The sequence below is a fragment of the Citrobacter sp. GW821-FHT02E08 genome (assembly GCF_059421685.1).
On sequence record NZ_JBWKVL010000017.1, the window covers coordinates 17,719 to 37,426 of the forward strand.

The 19,708-nt window shown below is 52.9% G+C and carries 21 protein-coding genes; 12 read left to right on the forward strand and 9 right to left on the reverse strand.

Annotation, left to right across the window (positions count from 1 at the left end; genetic code table 11):
• Positions 1-175: 175 nt before the first annotated feature.
• Positions 176-1,387, forward strand: coding sequence for a tyrosine transporter TyrP (gene tyrP, locus AC07UY_RS18550; protein ID WP_494701727.1), 1,212 nt, complete (start codon positions 176-178; stop codon positions 1,385-1,387).
• A gap of 56 nt (positions 1,388-1,443) precedes the next feature.
• On the opposite strand, the gene AC07UY_RS18555 is transcribed toward tyrP, so the two are convergent.
• A complete protein-coding gene (locus AC07UY_RS18555; RefSeq protein WP_494701728.1) occupies positions 1,444-2,109 on the reverse strand; it encodes a YecA/YgfB family protein in 666 nt (221 codons plus the stop codon).
• Between the two features lie 511 nt (positions 2,110-2,620).
• Here AC07UY_RS18555 and AC07UY_RS18560 point away from each other — a divergent pair.
• The 5 genes from AC07UY_RS18560 (at position 2,621) to AC07UY_RS18580 (ending at position 7,610) form a co-directional block, all read left to right on the forward strand.
• The gene (locus AC07UY_RS18560) at positions 2,621-3,694 is read left to right on the forward strand and encodes a branched-chain amino acid ABC transporter substrate-binding protein (RefSeq protein ID WP_494701760.1); all 1,074 of its coding nucleotides are present in this window, start codon (positions 2,621-2,623) and stop codon (positions 3,692-3,694) included.
• Positions 3,695-3,804: 110 nt separating this feature from the next.
• On the forward strand, positions 3,805-4,719 hold the full coding sequence (locus tag AC07UY_RS18565) for an ABC transporter permease subunit (protein ID WP_192612538.1): 915 nt from the start codon (positions 3,805-3,807) through the stop codon (positions 4,717-4,719).
• Between the two features lie 19 nt (positions 4,720-4,738).
• Entirely contained in the window at positions 4,739-6,025 is a 1,287-nt protein-coding gene (gene livM, locus AC07UY_RS18570; RefSeq protein WP_494701761.1) for a high-affinity branched-chain amino acid ABC transporter permease LivM, read from the forward strand.
• Positions 6,022-6,897 (forward strand): ATP-binding cassette domain-containing protein, encoded by an 876-nt coding sequence (locus tag AC07UY_RS18575; protein WP_192612539.1) that lies wholly within the window; start codon positions 6,022-6,024, stop codon positions 6,895-6,897. Before livM ends, AC07UY_RS18575 begins: the two co-directional genes overlap by 4 nt.
• Complete coding sequence (locus AC07UY_RS18580) at positions 6,894-7,610, forward strand: ABC transporter ATP-binding protein (protein WP_203360873.1); 717 nt, start codon at positions 6,894-6,896, stop codon at positions 7,608-7,610. Before AC07UY_RS18575 ends, AC07UY_RS18580 begins: the two co-directional genes overlap by 4 nt.
• Before the next feature lie 176 nt (positions 7,611-7,786).
• Here AC07UY_RS18580 and AC07UY_RS18585 read toward each other — a convergent pair whose 3' ends face one another.
• The 3 genes from AC07UY_RS18585 to AC07UY_RS18595 are packed head-to-tail and all read right to left on the reverse strand — an operon-like array spanning position 7,787 to position 10,897.
• The gene (locus AC07UY_RS18585; protein WP_494701729.1) at positions 7,787-8,848 is read right to left on the reverse strand and encodes a mannonate dehydratase; all 1,062 of its coding nucleotides are present in this window, start codon (positions 8,846-8,848) and stop codon (positions 7,787-7,789) included.
• 28 nt (positions 8,849-8,876) lie between these two features.
• A complete protein-coding gene (locus AC07UY_RS18590) occupies positions 8,877-10,175 on the reverse strand; it encodes an MFS transporter (protein ID WP_276294808.1) in 1,299 nt (432 codons plus the stop codon).
• 35 nt (positions 10,176-10,210) lie between these two features.
• Positions 10,211-10,897, reverse strand: a complete 687-nt coding sequence (locus AC07UY_RS18595) for an RraA family protein (RefSeq protein ID WP_494701730.1) — start codon at positions 10,895-10,897, stop codon at positions 10,211-10,213.
• 243 nt (positions 10,898-11,140) lie between these two features.
• On the opposite strand from AC07UY_RS18595, the gene AC07UY_RS18600 reads away from it, so the two are divergent.
• The 5 genes from AC07UY_RS18600 (at position 11,141) to AC07UY_RS18620 (ending at position 14,460) form a co-directional block, all read left to right on the forward strand.
• Positions 11,141-11,848, forward strand: coding sequence for a FadR/GntR family transcriptional regulator (locus AC07UY_RS18600; protein ID WP_238929214.1), 708 nt, complete (start codon positions 11,141-11,143; stop codon positions 11,846-11,848).
• 231 nt (positions 11,849-12,079) lie between these two features.
• Positions 12,080-12,418 carry a hypothetical protein gene (locus AC07UY_RS18605; RefSeq protein ID WP_203360869.1) on the forward strand — a complete coding sequence of 113 codons (339 nt, stop codon included), beginning with the start codon at positions 12,080-12,082 and terminating at the stop codon, positions 12,416-12,418.
• The gene (locus tag AC07UY_RS18610) at positions 12,418-12,861 is read left to right on the forward strand and encodes a DUF2231 domain-containing protein (RefSeq protein ID WP_494661189.1); all 444 of its coding nucleotides are present in this window, start codon (positions 12,418-12,420) and stop codon (positions 12,859-12,861) included. The genes AC07UY_RS18605 and AC07UY_RS18610 overlap by 1 nt, the downstream gene beginning before the upstream one ends.
• A 102-nt stretch (positions 12,862-12,963) precedes the next feature.
• Positions 12,964-13,689, forward strand: coding sequence for a ferredoxin--NADP reductase (locus AC07UY_RS18615; protein WP_494661143.1), 726 nt, complete (start codon positions 12,964-12,966; stop codon positions 13,687-13,689).
• A gap of 51 nt (positions 13,690-13,740) precedes the next feature.
• Positions 13,741-14,460, forward strand: coding sequence for an RNA polymerase sigma factor (locus AC07UY_RS18620; protein WP_494701731.1), 720 nt, complete (start codon positions 13,741-13,743; stop codon positions 14,458-14,460).
• A gap of 33 nt (positions 14,461-14,493) precedes the next feature.
• On the opposite strand, the gene AC07UY_RS18625 is transcribed toward AC07UY_RS18620, so the two are convergent.
• Entirely contained in the window at positions 14,494-14,979 is a 486-nt protein-coding gene (locus AC07UY_RS18625; RefSeq protein WP_494701732.1) for an SRPBCC family protein, read from the reverse strand.
• A gap of 15 nt (positions 14,980-14,994) precedes the next feature.
• Positions 14,995-15,666, reverse strand: a complete 672-nt coding sequence (locus AC07UY_RS18630; protein WP_494661190.1) for a LolA family protein — start codon at positions 15,664-15,666, stop codon at positions 14,995-14,997.
• A gap of 174 nt (positions 15,667-15,840) precedes the next feature.
• Here AC07UY_RS18630 and AC07UY_RS18635 point away from each other — a divergent pair, with 174 nt between their 5' ends.
• On the forward strand, positions 15,841-16,236 hold the full coding sequence (locus AC07UY_RS18635) for a hypothetical protein (protein WP_494701733.1): 396 nt from the start codon (positions 15,841-15,843) through the stop codon (positions 16,234-16,236).
• A 195-nt stretch (positions 16,237-16,431) separates the two neighbouring features.
• On the opposite strand, the gene AC07UY_RS18640 is transcribed toward AC07UY_RS18635, so the two are convergent.
• Genes AC07UY_RS18640 through AC07UY_RS18650 form a run of 3 tightly spaced genes read right to left on the reverse strand, consistent with a single transcriptional unit; the run spans position 16,432 to position 19,684 of the window.
• Complete coding sequence (locus AC07UY_RS18640) at positions 16,432-17,742, reverse strand: MFS transporter (RefSeq protein ID WP_494661147.1); 1,311 nt, start codon at positions 17,740-17,742, stop codon at positions 16,432-16,434.
• Between the two features lie 60 nt (positions 17,743-17,802).
• Positions 17,803-18,795 carry a transketolase family protein gene (locus AC07UY_RS18645; protein ID WP_494661148.1) on the reverse strand — a complete coding sequence of 331 codons (993 nt, stop codon included), beginning with the start codon at positions 18,793-18,795 and terminating at the stop codon, positions 17,803-17,805.
• A gap of 1 nt (position 18,796) precedes the next feature.
• Positions 18,797-19,684 (reverse strand): transketolase, encoded by an 888-nt coding sequence (locus AC07UY_RS18650; protein ID WP_203360861.1) that lies wholly within the window; start codon positions 19,682-19,684, stop codon positions 18,797-18,799.
• Positions 19,685-19,708 lie beyond the last annotated feature (24 nt).

Consider the following 19,708-nt stretch of genomic DNA (forward strand, 5'->3'; position numbering starts at 1 on the left):
GCGCTAACGCAGGTTTACATCCTTCGGCTACTGGCATGATGCGGGGCCAACCACACTTATAAAAACCGTAAAGAAAACTTCACACTCATTGTAACGACGATTTGACGAAAATCACGTAATGCCTTACCCTGCGCCGCAGATACCACTATTGATTATCTCTGGGACAGAGGAAAGCGTGAAGAATAGAACTCTGGGAAGTGTTTTTATCGTGGCGGGAACCACAATCGGTGCAGGTATGCTGGCCATGCCGCTGGCGGCAGCGGGTGTGGGTTTCAGCGTCACGCTGGCGTTATTGATTGGGCTGTGGGCGCTGATGTGTTACACCGCGCTGTTACTTCTCGAAGTGTATCAACATGTTCCGGCAGATACGGGGCTGGGTACGCTGGCAAAACGGTATCTGGGACGCTACGGTCAGTGGGTGACCGGGTTTAGCATGATGTTTTTAATGTATGCCCTGACAGCGGCCTACATTAGCGGCGCCGGTGAGTTGCTCGCCTCCAGTATCAACGACTGGACTGGCAGCGAAATGTCGCCCACCGCTGGCGTATTGCTGTTCACCTTTGTTGCCGGTGGAGTGGTCTGCGTTGGAACGTCGCTTGTCGATCTGTTCAACCGTTTTCTGTTCAGCGCCAAAATAATCTTCCTCGTGGTGATGCTGGCGCTGCTGATGCCGCACATTCACAAAATCAATCTTCTTACCCTGCCGCTGCAGCAAGGACTGGCGTGGTCCGCCATTCCGGTGATTTTTACCTCGTTTGGTTTTCACGGTAGCGTGCCCAGCATTGTCAGCTATATGGACGGCAATATTCGTAAATTACGCTGGGTGTTTATCACCGGCAGCGCAATTCCGCTGATCGCCTATATTTTCTGGCAGCTTGCGACCCTCGGCAGTATCGACTCCTCAACATTTATGGGGCTGCTGGCCGATCACGCCGGATTAAACGGTCTGCTTCAGGCGTTACGGGAAGTGGTCGCCTCACCTCACGTTGAGCTGGCGGTGCACCTGTTCGCCGATCTGGCGCTGGCGACCTCGTTCCTCGGCGTTGCGCTGGGATTATTTGATTACCAGGCGGATCTGTTCCAGCGTCGCAATACCGCTGGCGGACGCCTGCAAACTGGCGCAATTACCTTTTTGCCACCGCTGGCGTTTGCCCTCTTCTATCCGCGTGGATTTGTCATGGCGCTGGGCTATGCCGGTGTAGCGCTGGCGGTACTGGCGTTGCTGATCCCTTCTTTGCTGACATGGCAAAGCCGAAAGCATAACCCTCAGGCGGGATATCGCGTTAAAGGCGGTTCACTGGCGTTAGGTCTGGTGTTTCTTTGCGGGATCGTGGTGATCGGAGTTCAGTTCTCTATCGCGGCGGGACTGCTGCCCGAACCAGGTTGAGTGCAGAAGATGGCGCGTAAACTGCGGTTTAAGCGCCATCTGAACTTAACGTACTATTAATGCAGACAGCACTGCTTATACTTTTTGCCGCTGCCGCAAGGACAGGGATCGTTACGGCCGGGTTTGGCGTCCACTTTCACCGGTACCTGCAACGGAATTTCTTGCGGATGCGCCATCCACCAGGCGTGAAGATCCAGCGCCGCCATCCGGATAGCCTCTACGCTTTCTTCAAATGCCTCTGGCGTCATCTTCTCTACCACGGCAAAGTTCTCTTCCGTACCGTGCAACGCAATTGCCTCCAGCGCTGGTTTCAGCGAGTCTGGCAACGCTGACCAGTCAGAAAGCGCCACACCGCGCATATAGCCAAAGCACCACTCTTCGACAATCGTCAGCTCATGGCCTTCAATTTCGCGCAGGCCAAATAAAGGTTCAAACTGCTCCGGAAACTCGTTCAGCCTGTCGGCGGTATCAGCCATATGCTGGAACGCAAGATTCATAAAGCGCGTCATCTCTTTTTCCGATGACCAGCGCGGCACATATTGCGGCCCGCCCCATACTGCCACCAGCCACTGCTCCGGCTCAATCTCACGTGGAGAACTGAGTACCGCCGTCAGCAGACCATCCAGCTCTGACACATCCAGAATCGCGTGTTCGGTGTTGTACTTTGTCAGTACATCATCCAGCCACTCCAGTTCGCTTTCGTTCAATGGTCCCGTGTTCATAACGCTCATCCTCAGTGAAATACGCTTGCCAGGGCTCATCTTACAGGGTGGACGGGGATTTTTCTAAACAAAACGGGGAGATCAGAAGCCCTGCCTTCCTGAGCCTTGCGCATCGTTCAAGTGATCCTCTCCGCATTTTTGCACCGACAAGGTGCGCAGCCTGACTTTTCTGCAGCTATGTTTAAGATTCTGGACGGTTTGGATACCACGCATCCCAGTCTGCCACGTGAAGGCAACCACCTCCTTAGATAACGATTGACACTGACCTGATGAAATTGCGACGCCGTATTTCACATCGCATTGCTACGTCTGTCAGAAAACAATGTCGATATTTATCAACCTGGCGGAGTTTTTGCTTAAAAAAAGACAGCCGTACGCGGCCCGCTTGATAACGCAATAAATGACGAAGTTTATGATTTTCCCCGCGCCTCCCGGCGCCTGGTATTGAACAGTACTGAGGAATATCCAAATGTCTATTAAAATGATTAAGTTACCTCTGCAGATTGCCGTTATGGGTTGTTTAAGTACCGCATTTTATGCACAGGCAGATATCACGATTGGCGTGGCAGGGCCGTTTACCGGTCCCAATGCCACGTATGGGGCGCAATACTGGAAAGGAGCATCGCAGGCGGCGGCGGATATCAATGCGGCAGGCGGTATTAAAGGTGAGAAAATCGTGCTGGTGCAGGGCGACGATGCCTGCGAACCAAAGCAGGCCGTCGCGGTGGCAAACCGGCTGGTCGATGAATCCAAAGTCTCTGCCGTGGTCGGTCATTTCTGTTCGTCTTCCACTATGCCATCTTCCGAAGTTTATGATGAAGCGGGAGTATTGACGATAACCCCGGGGTCAACTAACCCACTGATTACCGAACGCGGAATGAAAGGCATGCTCCGCATGTGTGGTCGTGACGATCAGCAAGGCGTCACGGCGGCAAACTACATGCTGGACGTGCTGAAAGCGAAAAAGATCGCCATCATTCACGACAAAGATACCTACGGTCAGGGCTTAGCCGACGCGACGAAAGCCGCGCTGCAAAAACGGGGCACCAAAGAAGTTCTGTATGAGGGACTGTCGCGCGGTGAAAAAGATTTCAATGCCCTGGTGACCAAAATCGGCGCGCTGAAGCCAGACGTTGTCTACTTTGGCGGTTGCCATCCGGAAGCGGGTCCGTTGGTGCGTCAAATGCGGGAGCAAGGTGTACAGGCGAAATTCTTCTCCGGCGACTGTGTGGTGACGGAGGAGATGGTGACGGCTGCCGGTGGCGCGCAGTATACCAATGGCGTGTTGATGACCTTTGGTAAAGACCCTCGCACCATTGCGGAAGGCAAAGCGGTCATTGAGAAATTCCGCGCCAGCGGTTTTGAACCTGAAGGCTACACCCTGTACGCCTATGCCTCAATTCAGGCCCTTGCTGCTGCCTACGGCGCCGCAGGAAAAGACAACGCCAAAGCGGGCGAATGGCTGAAATCACACTCCGTTGACACGGTGATGGGTCCCAAATCCTGGGATGAGAAAGGCGATCTGAAAGTGTCTGATTACGTGGTCTATCAGTGGGATGACAAAGGTAAGTACCACCAACTCTAATACCGTCAGGTCGGTTCTGACTTCTCGCTCCCCTCTCGGGTGAGGCATTGCAACCCTGAAGGCAACCGGATTGTGCTAGCCGGTTGCCTTACCACTGGCGGGAATTTCAAATGGATGCTTTCTTCTTACAACAGATGATCAACGGTCTGACGTTGGGAGCGGTGTATGGCCTGATTGCCATCGGTTACACCATGGTCTACGGCATCATCGGCATGATCAATTTCGCGCATGGCGAAGTTTACATGATCTCCGCGTACCTCTGTGCCATTGGCCTGGGACTGCTCTCCTACTTTGGCATTCACTCTTTCCCCCTGCTGATTTTTGGCACCCTGATCTTCACCATCGTGATAACGGGGGTCTACGGCTGGGTCATCGAACGTATTGCCTATCGACCCCTGCGAAATTCAACCCGTCTGGCGCCACTCATCTCTGCCATCGGTATGTCACTCATTCTGCAAAACTATGTGCAAATCAGTCAGGGACCCAACCAGCAAGGCATCCCAACGCTGATGAGCGGCGTGCTGCGTTTCAATGTCGGCGACGGAATGGTGCAAATCACCTGGACCAAAATCTTTATTCTGCTGGCCGCGTTTGTCGGTATGGCGGTTTTGACCTGGGTTATCCAGTACACGCGACTGGGGCGAATTTGTCGCGCGACGCAGCAGGACAGGCGTATGGCCTCCATTCTGGGCATTAACACTGACCGGGTTATCTCGCTGGTGTTTGTGATGGGCGCATCAATGGCGGGGCTGGCGGGCGTTCTGGTGACCATGAACTACGGTACGTTTGACTTTTATGCTGGCTTTATCATCGGCATCAAGGCGTTTACGGCTGCGGTACTGGGCGGGATCGGTTCGCTTCCCGGCGCCATGCTTGGCGGCCTGCTGCTCGGTATAGCCGAGGCGCAATTCGCCGGGCTTGTGAATTCCGATTATAAGGACGTGTTCTCCTTTGCCTTATTGGTGGTGATCCTGATCTTCCGCCCGCAGGGGCTGTTGGGACGTCCAATGGTCGTGAAGGTGTGAGGGCAAAACGATGACAGAGATGACAGAGGCCGTCGTGAAATCAGAACTTGATCTTAAAAAATGCCTGCTCGACACCGTATTAGCCGGACTGTGCGCGCTGATTGTATTTGGCCCCATCGTGGGGATTGTTTTAAAAGGCTACAGTTTCACGCTTGCCCCCACCCGCGTGGCGTGGTTGGTTGCCGTGGTCATGGCTGGACGTTTTCTCGTCAGCCTGGCGCTGCAAACCCAGATCGGGCAGAAATTCGCCAGCCGGTTTGAAGGCGCTGACGACGGAGTGTACGTCCGCCCGGTGGGTTACGTCTCCCGTATGCGTTGGATAATTCCAGGGTTGATGCTGCTGGCTATCGCCTTCCCCTTTGTGGCGACCAAGTATCTGCTGACGGTGGCGATTCTGGGGCTGATCTACGTGCTGTTGGGACTGGGTCTGAACATTGTGGTCGGGCTCGCTGGATTGCTGGATTTGGGGTACGTGGCCTTTTACGCCATTGGCGCATATGGGCTGGCGCTGGGATATCAGTATCTGGGGCTTGGTTTTTGGGTCATGTTGCCCATTGGCGCTGTTATGGCGGCGCTGGCTGGCGCGCTACTGGGATTTCCGGTATTGCGAATGCACGGGGATTATCTGGCGATTGTCACGCTGGGATTTGGTGAAATTATCCGTCTGATCCTGAACAACTGGCTGAGTTTTACCGGTGGGCCGAATGGGGTGTCCGTACCTGCCCCCACGCTTTTTGGTCTGGAGTTTGGCCGACGGGCGAAAGACGGCGGCGTGCCGTTTCATGAGTTTTTCGGTCTGACGTATAACCCTAACCTGAAGTTTATTTTTATCTATACGGTCCTGGTTCTGGTGGTGTTGCTGGTGCTGTTCATCAAACATCGCTTAACCAAAATGCCGATTGGCCGCGCCTGGGAAGCCCTTCGCGAAGATGAGGTTGCCTGTCGCTCTCTGGGTTTAAACCATGTCTTAGTCAAACTGTCCGCCTTTATGATGGGAGCCTCGACGGCCGGGATTGCCGGTGTCTTTTTCGCAACCTATCAAGGGTTTGTTAATCCGACCTCGTTCACCTTCTTCGAGTCTGCGCTCATTCTTGCCATCGTCGTACTCGGCGGGATGGGCTCCACGCTTGGTGTCGTGCTGGCGGCCTTTGTTCTGACCGTTGCCCCTGAGTTACTCCGGGATTTTGCCGAATACCGGGTACTGCTGTTCGGCGTCTTAATGGTGTTAATGATGATCTGGCGTCCCCGTGGACTGGTCCGCACCAGCCGCGCCGGTTTCGCTATTCGCAAAGGGGTCGCGCCATGACTGACAGCATTTTACGCGTTGAAAATTTGATGATGCACTTTGGCGGAATAAAAGCGCTCAACGATGTCAATCTGGAGGTCGCCCGGGGTTCAATCACGGCGTTGATTGGTCCAAACGGTGCCGGAAAAACCACGGTGTTCAACTGCCTGACCGGATTTTATCAGGCCTCTGGCGGCGCGATTGTGTTTAATACCCGTGCCAAAACTACCGATGTGATTCAGGTATTAGGGCAAAAAATCCACGCCACTGATTTTTTCAATCCTGGCCGTCTGGCTTCACGCATCTACTACAAAATGTTCGGCGGTACGCATCTGGTCAACCGTGCAGGACTGGCGCGAACCTTCCAGAACATCCGCCTGTTTCGCGAAATGTCGGTGATCGAAAATCTGATGGTGGCCCAGCATATGCAGGCGAACCGCAACCTGATTGCCGGAATTTTTAACACACCGGCGTATCAAAAAGCCGAAAATCAGGCGCTCGACCGCGCCTTTTACTGGCTGGAGGTGGTGAACCTTGTGGATTGTGCAAACCGCCTGGCCGGCACCCTCTCCTATGGCCAGCAGCGCAGGCTGGAGATTGCTCGCGCCATGTGTACGGGCCCGGAGATGATTTGCCTCGACGAACCGGCAGCCGGACTCAACCCGGTGGAAACCGAGGCGCTCAGTAGTATTGTGCGTGTCCTGCGTGAACGGCATGGCGTTACCGTGTTGTTGATCGAACATGATATGAGCATGGTCATGGAGATTTCCGACCACGTTATCGTGCTTGATCACGGCGATGTGATTGCCCGGGGGGCACCCGCGGAGATCCAGCACAACGTCAGCGTGATTGCCGCCTATCTGGGGACAGATGAAGAGGAGCTTGCCGGATGAGTCAGCCATTGCTGGAGTTTCGCCATGTGGACGTTTTTTATGGCCCGATTCAGGCGCTGAAAGCGATTTCGCTAACGGTAAATGAAGGAGAAACCGTCTCGTTGATTGGCGCCAACGGTGCCGGAAAATCGACCCTGCTGATGTCCATTTTTGGGCAACCACGTATCGCGCGCGGGCAGATTTTTTACCGTAACGACGATATCAGCCACAAATCCACCCATTTTATTGCCACGAACGGGATAGCCCAGGTCCCGGAAGGACGGCGAATCTTCCCGGACATGACGGTCGAAGAGAATATCCTGATGGGGAGCATCCCTATCGGCAACCGATACCATAAAGAGGATAAAGAAAAGATGTATCACCTGTTTCCCATCCTTGAGGAGCGGCGCAATCAGCGCGCTATGACCCTCTCGGGAGGAGAGCAGCAGATGCTGGCTATTGCCCGCGCACTGATGAGTCGCCCCAAATTACTGCTGTTGGATGAACCGAGTCTGGGGTTAGCGCCGCTGGTGGTGAAACAAATTTTCCAGACGTTGCGCGAGTTAACACGGGCCGGGATGACGCTTTTTTTAGTCGAACAAAACGCAAACCACGCGCTTAAACTTTCGGATCGCGCGTATGTGATGGTCAATGGCGAAATTCGCCTTAGCGGCAGCGGTCAGGAACTGTTGGTCGACCCCGAAGTGCGAAAAGCCTATCTGGGCGGTGCATAGAGATTTCGAAGCGGAATAACCATCGTCGCTGTAAAAAATAGCCGCTGTAAAAAGCGGCTATTTTTTTATTAAAAAGGGTCTGACTGTACGACGCCTAAAAATTCATGTTTCCACGGTTTTATGTTGAATGTCAGTCATCCCCTCTTATCGACATTTTATTCTTTACGCAAAGGTCATCATAAAACTTGCATTAAGGCTTTCATGTATCCCATGGCGTAGGCCATTCCTGAATGCCATGGCGCAGGACAGGTCATTTGTGGCGAATGATCCGGAATTAAGACACCATCAAAGTTATTTTCTTTCAGTATCCGTAATACTTTCGCCATATCAATGTCACCTTCGTCGATAAAGGTTTCGTGATAGTGAGGAACTTTCCCTTTTACGTTACGGAAATGCATATACGCAATCGCGTCCTGACGAGAATACTGTTCTACCGCCTCGTAGACATCCCCCTCTGACATTTCGGCAATGGTGCCCAGACAAAACTCAAGCGCATTAGAGGAGCTGGGAACCAGATCCAGCAAATCTTGATAGAGATGCGGTTGGTTAACCAGTCTCGGTTGTCCACGCACGAATTCAAGCGGCGGATCATCTGGATGCGCGGCCAGCCTTACTCCAGCTTCTTCTGCCACCGGCACAATCTCTTTCAGGAATGCTTCCAGCCGCTGCCAGAGTTGCTCTTTAGTCACCGGTGCTCTTATACCCTCAGCATCTTCATCCACCACCATATTCCATGCCATGCTGGCAGGTAACGGACTTTCGGTCTGCTCGTTTACACCATTTAAACCCACTGTTTTTGCGCCACCGCGCGCCTTATTTTCCTGAATTCTTCCGGCGACGCCCGCCAGACTAAAGTTATAACCAAAAACAGGGATACCTGCAGCGCCGACATTACGGATGACTTGTTTCACGGTCTCGATTTGTTCTGCTTTCCGGGGACCGTCAAATAAGATGTCATCCCAGTGGCAAGGGTCGAAATTTTCAATTGCAAAAAAGGTTAAATCGTATTTTGCCATTCTGGCGCGAATATCTAACAATTCTTCTATTGTCCAGACATCTGCCTGCGCCGTACCCCAACCGCCGGTATCGCCGACCGGCTGATCGCTACGGGAAAAACGCGCATTCTGATGAAAATAATCAACCATATGAACGACAATATGCGTCGCACCACATTGTCTGGCAAAGGCGAAATGCTCGTCATCCAGCATGTGGCGGTACAGTCCAAAGCCTAATTTCATGTTCTGAATCTCCGGTGGAAAGAAATTATCATTCTTGTCTGATTACATCGGCAACATTTTCGCGCTGCATCGGAATGGGTTTAACAAAGACAGCCACGGCAAGTGCGCCAAGTACGGCAATACCCCCCGCAATAAAGAACGCCGCATTATAAGCCCCTGTCCATTGAATAATGTAACCCGTCACAATAGGTCCTAATATTCCGGCAATATTCGCCGTTGCATGAACCATACCTCCCACTGCCCCCATATTCTGGCGTGCGACGGTATCTTGCAAAATAGCCCAATACGTTGTTGCGGATAAATAGAGGAAGAAAATGCCGCATGCCATCAGGGATACTGCCCCTGCGGCACTGGATACATTTCCAACGCACATTACAAAAATCGCCGAAGCCCCCAGACACGTAACGAGCACTATTTTACGGGAAAACAGAGGACGCCCGGTTTTACGCAGTACGTAATCACACAGGAACCCGCCAGCCGCCATCCCGACAGAACCCAGCAGCCACGGAATAACACTCACAATACTCATGTCCTTCAGGCTGAGATGTTGTGAGTTTGACAAATAGCTTGGGAACCATGAGAGAAAGAAAAAGAGAATGTAGTTCAGGCCAAAAAATGCAAATGCCGTTGCCAGTATCGTAGGCTGCTTGATATAAAAAGAGAGCGGCATGGATACTTTTTCAGTCTCTTGATTATTGTCGCTTTGCTCCTGCTGTCCTTCCTGAATTAAGGCTAATTCCTCACGGCTGATGGTTTTGTGTTCTTCCGGCTTGTCCTTTGCGATTTTTATCCAAAACAGCAGCCAAACGATACCTAAACAGGCAATGGCAACAAACGCCATTCGCCAGCCGATAATCAGCACCAGCGAACCCATGATAGGTCCTGCCAGCGCGCCGCCAAGCGGGTTTCCGGCAGTGGCGACGCCGATGGCGCTGGCGACTTCACGGCGAGGGAACCAGTTACTGACGATTTTATTTAAGGTCGACGCAAACGGCCCTTCCCCGGCACCAAACAATACCCTGATGATGAGCATTGAGGTAAATCCGACAGCGACGCCAATCAAACCGCAGAAGAATGACCAAAAGGCCATACTGACTGCAAAGACCATTTTGGGTCCGAAACGGTCAGAAGCATAACCGCCAACAAAGTTAAAAAGCGCATAGCCGATAGAGAAACTACTAAAAATAATGCCTAATTCACCTGGCGTTAATTGCAAGTCGTTAGCAAACATGGGGGCTGCGATAGCAAAGGCAGAGCGATCCATGTAATTGATCGCCCCACCTAGCGAGAGTAGGAAAACAATACTCCAGCGTTTACTTTTGAGCATACTGATGTCCTCATATCATCAAGACTGAAGGGGATTTACATCACACCAAAGCGATTCCATGCTTCAACAGCACCCATGCCACCACGAATGGCATCGCGAACTTTGTTTTCCGTCACGCCTTTTTCTAACGCCAGACCAATAACCTCTTGTTCGACCCGCTTCGGGATCACCAGAACGCCCTCTTCATCTGCCACAATAAGATCGCCTGGCGTTATCATCACGCCATCAATCGTTACCGGAACCCCATAATCGAGAACTTTTCCGCGAACCTTCTGATCCTGAGAATAAGAACCCATGGAAAACACAGGGAAATTGAGCTCAAGGATCTCGTGCTTATCCCGTGAATAGCCGTTAAGAACCGCCCCTGCCGCGTTAAGGTGAGCAGCACGAGTCGACATCAATCCCCCCCATAATGCATACGTCGGGGACGAACCGCTGGCAATATACACCTCGTTTTCTTGCAGGCTGTCCAGCGCCTCAAACATCACGCCAAACGCTTTATCGCCGAGGGGGCCGTTGGAATGCGAACCGGGGAAAGTCGCGTAGTCCGCTTCCAGCACCGGCATTGCTCGCCCGGCGATGCGCATCTGTTTTTCCAGTGGCTGCAGGCGTGGATTGAGGAATTGATTCTGTAAGCCAATGGCGTCCATGACATCACCCAGCAGAGCGGTACTGAGATTATTCTTTATCTTTTCAAAAAATTGCCTTTCTTCTGAGTGCATAATTCATTCCTGTGTGGTTAAATTAAAACAACCTTACTGTCTACCTGTAGGACAGGTTAGCCAGGATTAAGTGATCAGAAAACACCCAAATCGCCATGATGTGACAGACTCAGCAAAAATTTACGCTGGCATGTTGTTGGTAATAGTGAAGATGAGTCGATAACATATGCAGAATTTCAGCCCGAACATCCTGTCCTGGATGGATACGGAACGACCGCTTACGAAGAGAGGGAGAGTTGTCGCATGAACATGAGTAAACCCATCATTGAGAAAAGCACGCTCTCCGAACAGGTCCGTAACTACATCCTCAATGTCATTACCACGCAAAAACTTGAACCCGGCGCCAGAGTGCCCAGTGAAAAACAGTTGACCGAAACGCTGGGGGTCAGTCGGGGTGTGGTGCGGGAGGCATTCCAGGCGTTGTCGATTCTTGGCATTCTGGACATCAGCAGCGGTAAATATCCGCGCGTGCAATCACTGAACTCTGCGGCGCTGGAAACGATTTTCAACTATTCGGTCGTGACGCAACAGATTTCAGCACGCCAGATACTTTCACTGCGCAGTACCCTTGAAGTTCACTGTGTCGTGCTGGCGGCGCAAAATGGTACTGAAGACGATTTTTCTCGCTTACGCGTGGAGATGGATAAGATAAGTGAAGTCTTCGGCGATCATCAGTCATTTATTTATCATGATGCACGCTTTCACATGATTTTAGCCGAGGCATCCGGCAACCCTCTCTACGCCCTGCTCTTGCAGGCACTTCGGGTCCCTCTGGAAAAATCGATCTCCGCAGGTCTGCATGCTCACGATACCCATGACCGTCGTCAGCAAATTATCGATGCACATCAGGCCATTCTGGAAAAAGTGTGCCAAAGAGATGCAGAAGGCGCGGCCCAGGCCATGCAAAAACATTTCTCCTCAGCGATTAACGCATTGATTATTGAAGAGTAATCCTGACTATCACGTTATGGCGTTCTGACAGCACAGTTCAGCCCGCCATACACGTGCTCACCACATCCTGTTTTCGGGAACGTCACCGCATCTCACACCATCTAATGGTAAGAAGTGAAGCAAATCTGTCTGCCTGACAGATGAAAAAACGATCCGTCAATACCGGAGAGATTGCCTTACGCCCCGGGCAATGACGAGCAGCACTACCCTCAGCTTCTCTGGAGAAAACACATGCTCAATTACGCCATCCTCGTTTTTGCCATCGGCGCTCTCGGCGGGCTGGTGCTGGCCGCACATGTACTGCGCAACAAATTCGCCCCCTGGTTTCTGTCGCTTTTACATGCCGGGTTAGGCGCGACAGGGTTGATTTTGCTGATCCTGATGCTTGCTCAGGGCAATGCGCCACAGCAGGTATTGATCGCCTTCATCTTGCTGCTGGCGGCTGCGTTGGGCGGGTTCTTTCTGGCTTCGTTCCATTTGCGCAAAAAGTTACCCCCGAAAGCCATTGTGGCCGTTCATGCCAGCGTTGCCGTCGTCGGCTTTCTCACGCTGGTTAGCGTGTTCCTGTGATGTCCCGTCATCCGCTGCACCCGGCGCTGGTCCATTTTCCCATCGCCTGCTGGTCACTGGCCGTTGCCGCCGATGTTGTCGGGCTGTGGTTTGGTGAGACGGCCTGGCGTTGGTCTGGCGGACTGCTCGCCGTTGGCTGTTTTATGGCGTTAATCGCCATGATTGCGGGCATGTTCGAGCTGTCTCATGTGCCAGAAGGTGCGCCGATGCGGATGGTCTGGTGGCACATGGGCCTGATGTGCGTTGCTTTCGCGCTGTTTTGTACCCGTCTGGTGACGGGCCTTGAGAATATGCGCCTGCAGGCGCCGGACACGCTATCTTTACTGTTAGATGCCGCAGGATTTATTTGCCTGATGGCAGGAGGCTGGCTTGGCGGAACGCTCGTCTATCATCATGGCGTAGGGCGTTCCCGTGACCAGAATCCTCCCCCATCCGTAAAATAATAATGAGGTCATTATCCCTAAGTTCGACGCTGACGTGCTACGAGACGGTGTTTTATTCAAGGTAAGAAAACACCGGCCTCAGTTTAATACCGGAGTTTCATCATGGCCGAGTATAACGTTCATCTGACTGCATGCCGCCAGATTGCCAAAGGCACGATGGCTTTCCACTTCGAAAAACCCGTCGGGTTCAGCCACAAACCGGGGCAAGCCATCAATCTCATTTTGCCGGGACATGAAACTGACACCCGGTCATCGGATACCCGCCACACCTTTTCCATTGTCACTGCGCCCGAGGAGGACGAACTGGTGGTCGCGACTCGCATCGGCGAGAGCGTTTTTAAACGTGCGTTGTGTGCCTTGCCCATTGGGACTGAAGTTCAGATCAATGGCCCTTTTGGATCATTCACCTTACCCAAAAATACAGAACGCACGGCTGTTCTCATCGCCGGGGGGATCGGGATCACCCCCTTCATGAGCATGTTGCGCCACGCAGCCCAACAGCAGACGTCGCAGCAATTGATCCTGCTGTATAGCAATCATCACCCCGAAGATGCGGCCTTTCTGGAGGAATTACAGCAGCTGGAGCAGCAGAATCAGCGATTTCAGTTAATGGCGACCATGACGGATATGGCGCATTCGACCCAATCCTGGGATGGCGCAACGCAGATCATCGACAGTGACTGGATAAAACGAGTTGTGGCAGGGCTGGATAACCCGGCCTTCTACGTTTCCGGCCCGCCCGCCCTGGTTGAGGCAATGTGTCAAACGCTCACGATGACTGGTATCGATGAGGACAGCGTGCGCAGTGAAACGTTTTACGGTTACTAACACGGTATCCACTGTCGCTGTGAAAAACAGGTTCCGCACACAGGAGACGCTATGCAGAATACACAACCTCTGTCCTCTGGACTGCCCTCGGCCCATCTCCCCGATGCTGATCTCGTCTCACAAGCCGCGTTGGGGGATGCGTCGGCATTTACGGAAATCATGCGCCACCATAACCGGCTCCTGTTTCGGACCGCGCGCAGCATTTTGAAGAACGATGCGGAGGCCGAAGATGCGCTTCAGGAGGCCTATCTGAGCGCCTGGCGCGCACTGAAGGGGTTTCGTTCTGAGGCCACGCTTTCAACCTGGCTGGTGCGTATTGTGGTGAATGAATCATTGGGACGTCTGAGGCGAAAAACCGCTTCCGTTATTCCCCTGGATGCTGCCATGAATGCCATTGACTCTGACATCCAGGCATCGTTAAGCGATAATCCTGAACATCACCCGGACTATGCCGTGATGCAAACCCAAATGCGCCAACTTCTGGAAGCCCGTATCGACTTGCTGCCCGAGGCTTTTCGTACGGTCTTCATGCTCCGGGCGGTTGAGGAACTGAGCGTGGAACAGATTTCTCACGCGCTGGATATCCCCGAAGCGACGGTACGAACCCGTTTCTTTCGCGCCCGCAGTCTGCTCCGTGAGGGGCTAGCCAGCCAAATGGATATCGCACTGAACGACACCTTCGCGTTTGATGGCGCACGGTGCGATCGGATCGTTGCGGGTGTGCTGGACAGAGCAAAAGCCGAAGGGCTCTCAAACCCAAAAACAGAGTAACGTGATGTCAAAAACGGGTAATACGAACGTGTATTACCCGTTGTCGACGCCATACATTTCGACATTTGTGCCTAATTTACGGGCCAGGCCCTTTGCGCCATTACGCATCACGGTATGGTGATTCCAGCGAAAAACAGGTGCCGCCAGAGGCGCGAGATAATTCATCCACCGGGTATTGGTTCGTATATTCCAGTCATACCTGACTATCGTTTCCATCCCATTATCTGAAATTGACCACACTCCGCGCCCTTCAACTTCACCACTGGCTTCCCCTTCCAGCAGATAAAAAGGGGTGATGTTCAGGACATGGATGTCGAAGGTTATTCGATAAGGTAAAGCCCCCTTCCAGGTGTAACGATGCAACGCCCCGATCCCCTGGATATCCCCTTTTTCGATTTCAGTGATCTGCTCCAGGCTTGCCCACCACTCAGGCCAGTGGTCAGGATGAGAGAGCACTTCCCATACCTCCTGTACAGAGGCTTCAACCCGCCAGGTGGTGGTAAACTGGTATTCAGCCATAAACCTAAACTCCCATTACGGTGTGAAAAAATCAGCGGGGAACTGAATGTTGATCACCATGGCATCCATCAGGACGGTTTCCAGCAGGCTTCCCTGCCGGTCGTAGCTGATGACTTTGGCCGGGAGTCCATGAGATTTATCTAACCAAATCTCATACCGATTAACGCCGTCGACACTCACACCTTTTGGTCCCGTCACGGACAGATGTAATGTGGCGCGTCCCGCCAGCGTCTCTTCACCGACAGTCACGGTTGTCCCATCGTTCTGTAACCGGCGAATATTGCTCAGCAAGACGCCGATGTCGGATTGATCCACCCGATGACCGTGATCGTCTTGTATCAATGAATCTGTCGGGGAAAGGTTCAACACCGGAAATGTCCCCAACCCAAAGGGCCATAACTTCACTTTACGGCTGACCGGGCTATAGATCAGAAGCGCGCCGGGGTGTGGCCGGGTGAAATCCATCCTCACAAATCCCGGTTTGCGATAGCTATAGCGAATGATTTTGCTTTCATCCTGAGGTGACGAGGAGCGCAACAGCACCTGATAAGAGTGAATATGCTGAAACTGTTGCTGGGAGAGGCCGATCGGATTAGTCGTCTTTTCGCTTTGCGAAAAAGCCGATGCCACAGCGACATTTTCCGCCGCAGGCGTCATACCGCTAAAGAGGAGTAATGTCGCACACATTACCGCCAAAGAGATGAAGTCGCTAATGATCGTCTCCGGCCTTAAGAGGGTCAGCAAACAGGAACCATCACCTGCTGTCATTTGTCAGTATAGTGCTTATTTGGACCGCCCAAACGGGTGTCGCGCCTGCAAAAAGCTATACTTTAGTAACCATACTTTATATGAGGATTAATCATGAAACTGCTACGGGCGTCTTCATCCATCGCCCTTGCGCTACTTCTGATGGCCTCCTCGTATGCCGCAGCCAGCGCCCTGCAGCACCAGGTCGACAGGGAACGAGAATTACGCATCGCGGTGATTGCCGGTAATAATCTAAACAGTTTCGGTGGGGACATCGGTTTTACGCTTAACGCACAAAACAGGAAGATCCGCCCCTTTGGTTCTCACCACGTCGTCATCGTTGATCCCGTCATCATTGATAGCTTTGGCATGCGCGGCGGAAATCCTGCCCGCGATGGCTTCATCGGCAACCCGGCACGCGATGGATTTATGAATAATCCTGCCCGAAACGGATTCAGGAATAATCCCGCCCGCGGAGGGTTCATGACAACTATGCCTATTCGCAGATGACCGCAACGTCGTGGTTTATTGTGTTGGTGAACAAAGGAGCTGCGCAGGGAATGTCAGCGTCTGATGACTATCTGGAAATGTCTTTTTATCGGATTGCTCAATACCATTATTTGAGTACTTTATGAGTGTCTCACTTGCCGGGGCATCGACAGTGCCCCGGCTCATGTTATCCACCGAAATCATACCTGCGACGGTTTATTCGATCTCTTCCATCGGGCGACCGGTGTTGTTTTTCCACATCAGAACCACGATGCAGGAAATAAGGCAGACGGCAATCAGATAGACGTTAAAGATCCACCCGATGCCACTTGAATACAACCATGTGCTGAGATAAGACGCGGTGCCACCAAAGATTGCGATACCCAGAGAGATGCAGATGCCAAACATCCGGGTCCGATACTGGGTCGGGATCTGTTCGGAAATCGCCGCCGGTTTGCTTCCGGTAATAAAGGCAATCAGCAGTAAACCACACGTCTGAGCGACAGCAAGCGTCCATGGCTCCGCCGACATGAGTTGCCAGAGCGGAAGCACCGTGGCTGCAATACCCACCAGCGAAATCAGGGTACACGTTTTACGTCCCCAGCGGTCAGACAACCAACCCGCAACGGGAAGGAACATGAGGTAAATGACCTGAGCAATACAGCTGACAACGAAGGCTTTATTCGCAGGCATCCCCTGAATACTGATGGCGTAAATAGCTGCCGATGAGACCCAGGTGTAGTAGGTTAAGGTCGCGCCAGCCTCGTACAGGAAAAGACGAAAACCGACTTTAAAGATTTTCGCTTTGCTCCATGGCGTAATCGTTGCCTGCTTTGATGCCGCACCGACATGTTCGCTTTCCATCATGTTACGACGGACCCACAATGCGAACAGTGCTAAAACACTGCCTGTCGCAAAGGGAATACGCCAACCCCATTCCTTCATCGCCTCATCCGGTAACCAGGATGTCAACAATGCGAGGTAGAGCGTCGCGATCAGCGCACCGCTACCGACGGCAAAAAAAACGCTGCTTGACCACAAACCACGGCGCGCGGGGGGAGCGATCTCAGCAATGTAGGCATAAGAGGTGGTCGTTTCGCCGCCATGCGCAAACCCCTGAACAAGTCGGGCTGCCAGTAGCGCCGCAGACGACCAGGCCCCCCACTGTTCATAAGAAGGAATTAATGCAATCGCAAGGCTCGCGCCCGCCATCAACATCATGGTGGTCAGGAGAACCCGGCGCCGGCCCAGTTTGTCAGCCAGATTGCCGAACACGATCCCCCCCAGAGGTCGGAACAAGAACCCCGCCGCAAACACCGCCAGGGTGCTGAGCAATGCCGACGTAGGGTTCGATTTATCGAACATCGCGGCGGCAATGTAGATGGATGCAACGGTGTAAACGGTCCAGTCGAACCATTCCAGCAGGTTGCCGACACCTGTTGCGAATAGCGACTTTTTCCGCAGGCTAAGGTGTGGTTTGGAAGCGATGTCTGACAGGCTCGATAATGTCTCAGTATTATTATTCATAGCGTTTTCCAGGATTATACGTGCGTTGGATAAATGCATGCTGAAGACCAGGACCTGGGATTACGCGGTCAGGAATTCCCGGGCAACATCCCGAATACCGGGGCCGTCGAGTTGGTAATGCGCGTACAGATGCGTGGGTGGCGCAATCAGACTGTATTCGTCATAGATACCATGGCGTCTGAGTTTCTTACCGACCCCCTCATCGCAGAGCACTTCTGCAACAGCGGCTCCTAAGCCGCCGAGAACGTTGTGCTCTTCAACGGTCATCAGCTTCTTGCTCCTGGCCGCGGCTTCCAGAATCGCGTCACGATCCAGAGGCTTAATACTCGCCATGTCGATAACCCCAACGGAATGCCCCATCGCGTTGAGTTCCCGTGCGGCTTCCAGTGCGCCATGAACAGTGATGCCGCAGGCAAATATCGTTAATTCTTCACCGATACTGTGGATAATTGCCTTACCGAACTGGAACGTAGTATCGCTGCTGTACACCACCGGATCCCGACCACGGCCAATGCGAAAGTAGATAGGCCGATCGTAATCCGCTGAGGCTCTGATAGCTGCTTCCAGTTGGGCGCCATCCGCAGGCGAGACAATCGACAGGTCGGCGATGGATCGCATCGTGCCAATATCCTCGGTCGCATGATGGGAAGTGCCGTAAAATCCAAGCGAGATACCGGTATGGTGGCCCACAAGACGCACCGGAAGCGCTGAATAGGCAATATCCATACGGATTTGCTCGCAACACAACAACCCGAGGAACGACGCAAACGTCGCCACCCAGGGAACCAGGCCGCAGCTTGCCATTCCCGCCGCCGCCGTCACCATGTTCTGCTCACTGATGCCGAAAGGGTAATACCGGTCAGGATACTCGCTCGCAAAACGGTTCAGGCCGTTCGAATACTGTAGGTCAGCAGAGCCTGCCACGACAGGATGGCCGTTTCTGACTAACTCCATTAATCCATTGGAAAGATGATCGAGTCCCGGATTGATCATGTTCAAACCACGGTACTGCCAGGAGTTCGGATTGAGAGGTGCGGTATTCGTCGTGGTCATTTCAGATCTCCTTAGATTCAATTTCAGCAATAGCGCGGGCAGCATCATCAGGGGCGAGATAGCCCAAATGCCATCCCGGTTCAGTTTCCATGTACGAAACGCCTTTCCCCTTCACCGTCCTGGCAATGATGCACACCGGTTGTTGACGTTTGCGGTCACATTTCACTTTACGCAGTACCGTGGTGAGGGCAGCGAGATCGTGACCATCAACCACATGCACTTCCCAGCCAAAGGCGCGCCACTTCTCATCCAGAGGTTCAACACCCAGAACATCATCCACTTTGCCGTCGAGCTGATAGCCGTTCCGGTCAATGATGGCGATCAGGCGATTGGCTTTGTGATGCGCTGCGCCCAGCGCCGCCTCCCACACCTGACCTTCCTGCATTTCGCCGTCGCCGAGCAGTGCGAAAACATCGAACTCCTCGTCCATATTGCGCTGTGCCAGACACATGCCCAGAGCGCCAGACAGCGCGTGACCAATAGAGCCGGAGGAGAAATCAATGCCTGGAACTTTACGCATGTCCGGGTGATCGCCCAATGGGCTGCCCAGCCGCGTATAGTCGTCAAGCCATTCGGTCGGGATGATGCCGAGATCCGCTAGAATGGGAAACTGCCCTACTGCCGCATGCCCCTTACCCATTAAAAATCGGTCACGTCCTCGCCATTTAGGTTCATCCGGACGGATCGTCATGACGTCGTAATAGAGCGCAGAGAAAATTTCGGCCGCTGAGAAAACAGAGGTGTAATGCCCCGTTTTTGCAATCTCAATCAGTCGAATTGTTTCGAGTCGAACAAAACGCGCCCGGTTGCGAAGAAAGGCCAGCTTTTCCGGGGTCGGTATATAATCAGTGGCTTGCCACTCTTCAAACCGGGATTGGGGTAGCGACATACAATATCCTCTTCGTGCGTTTGG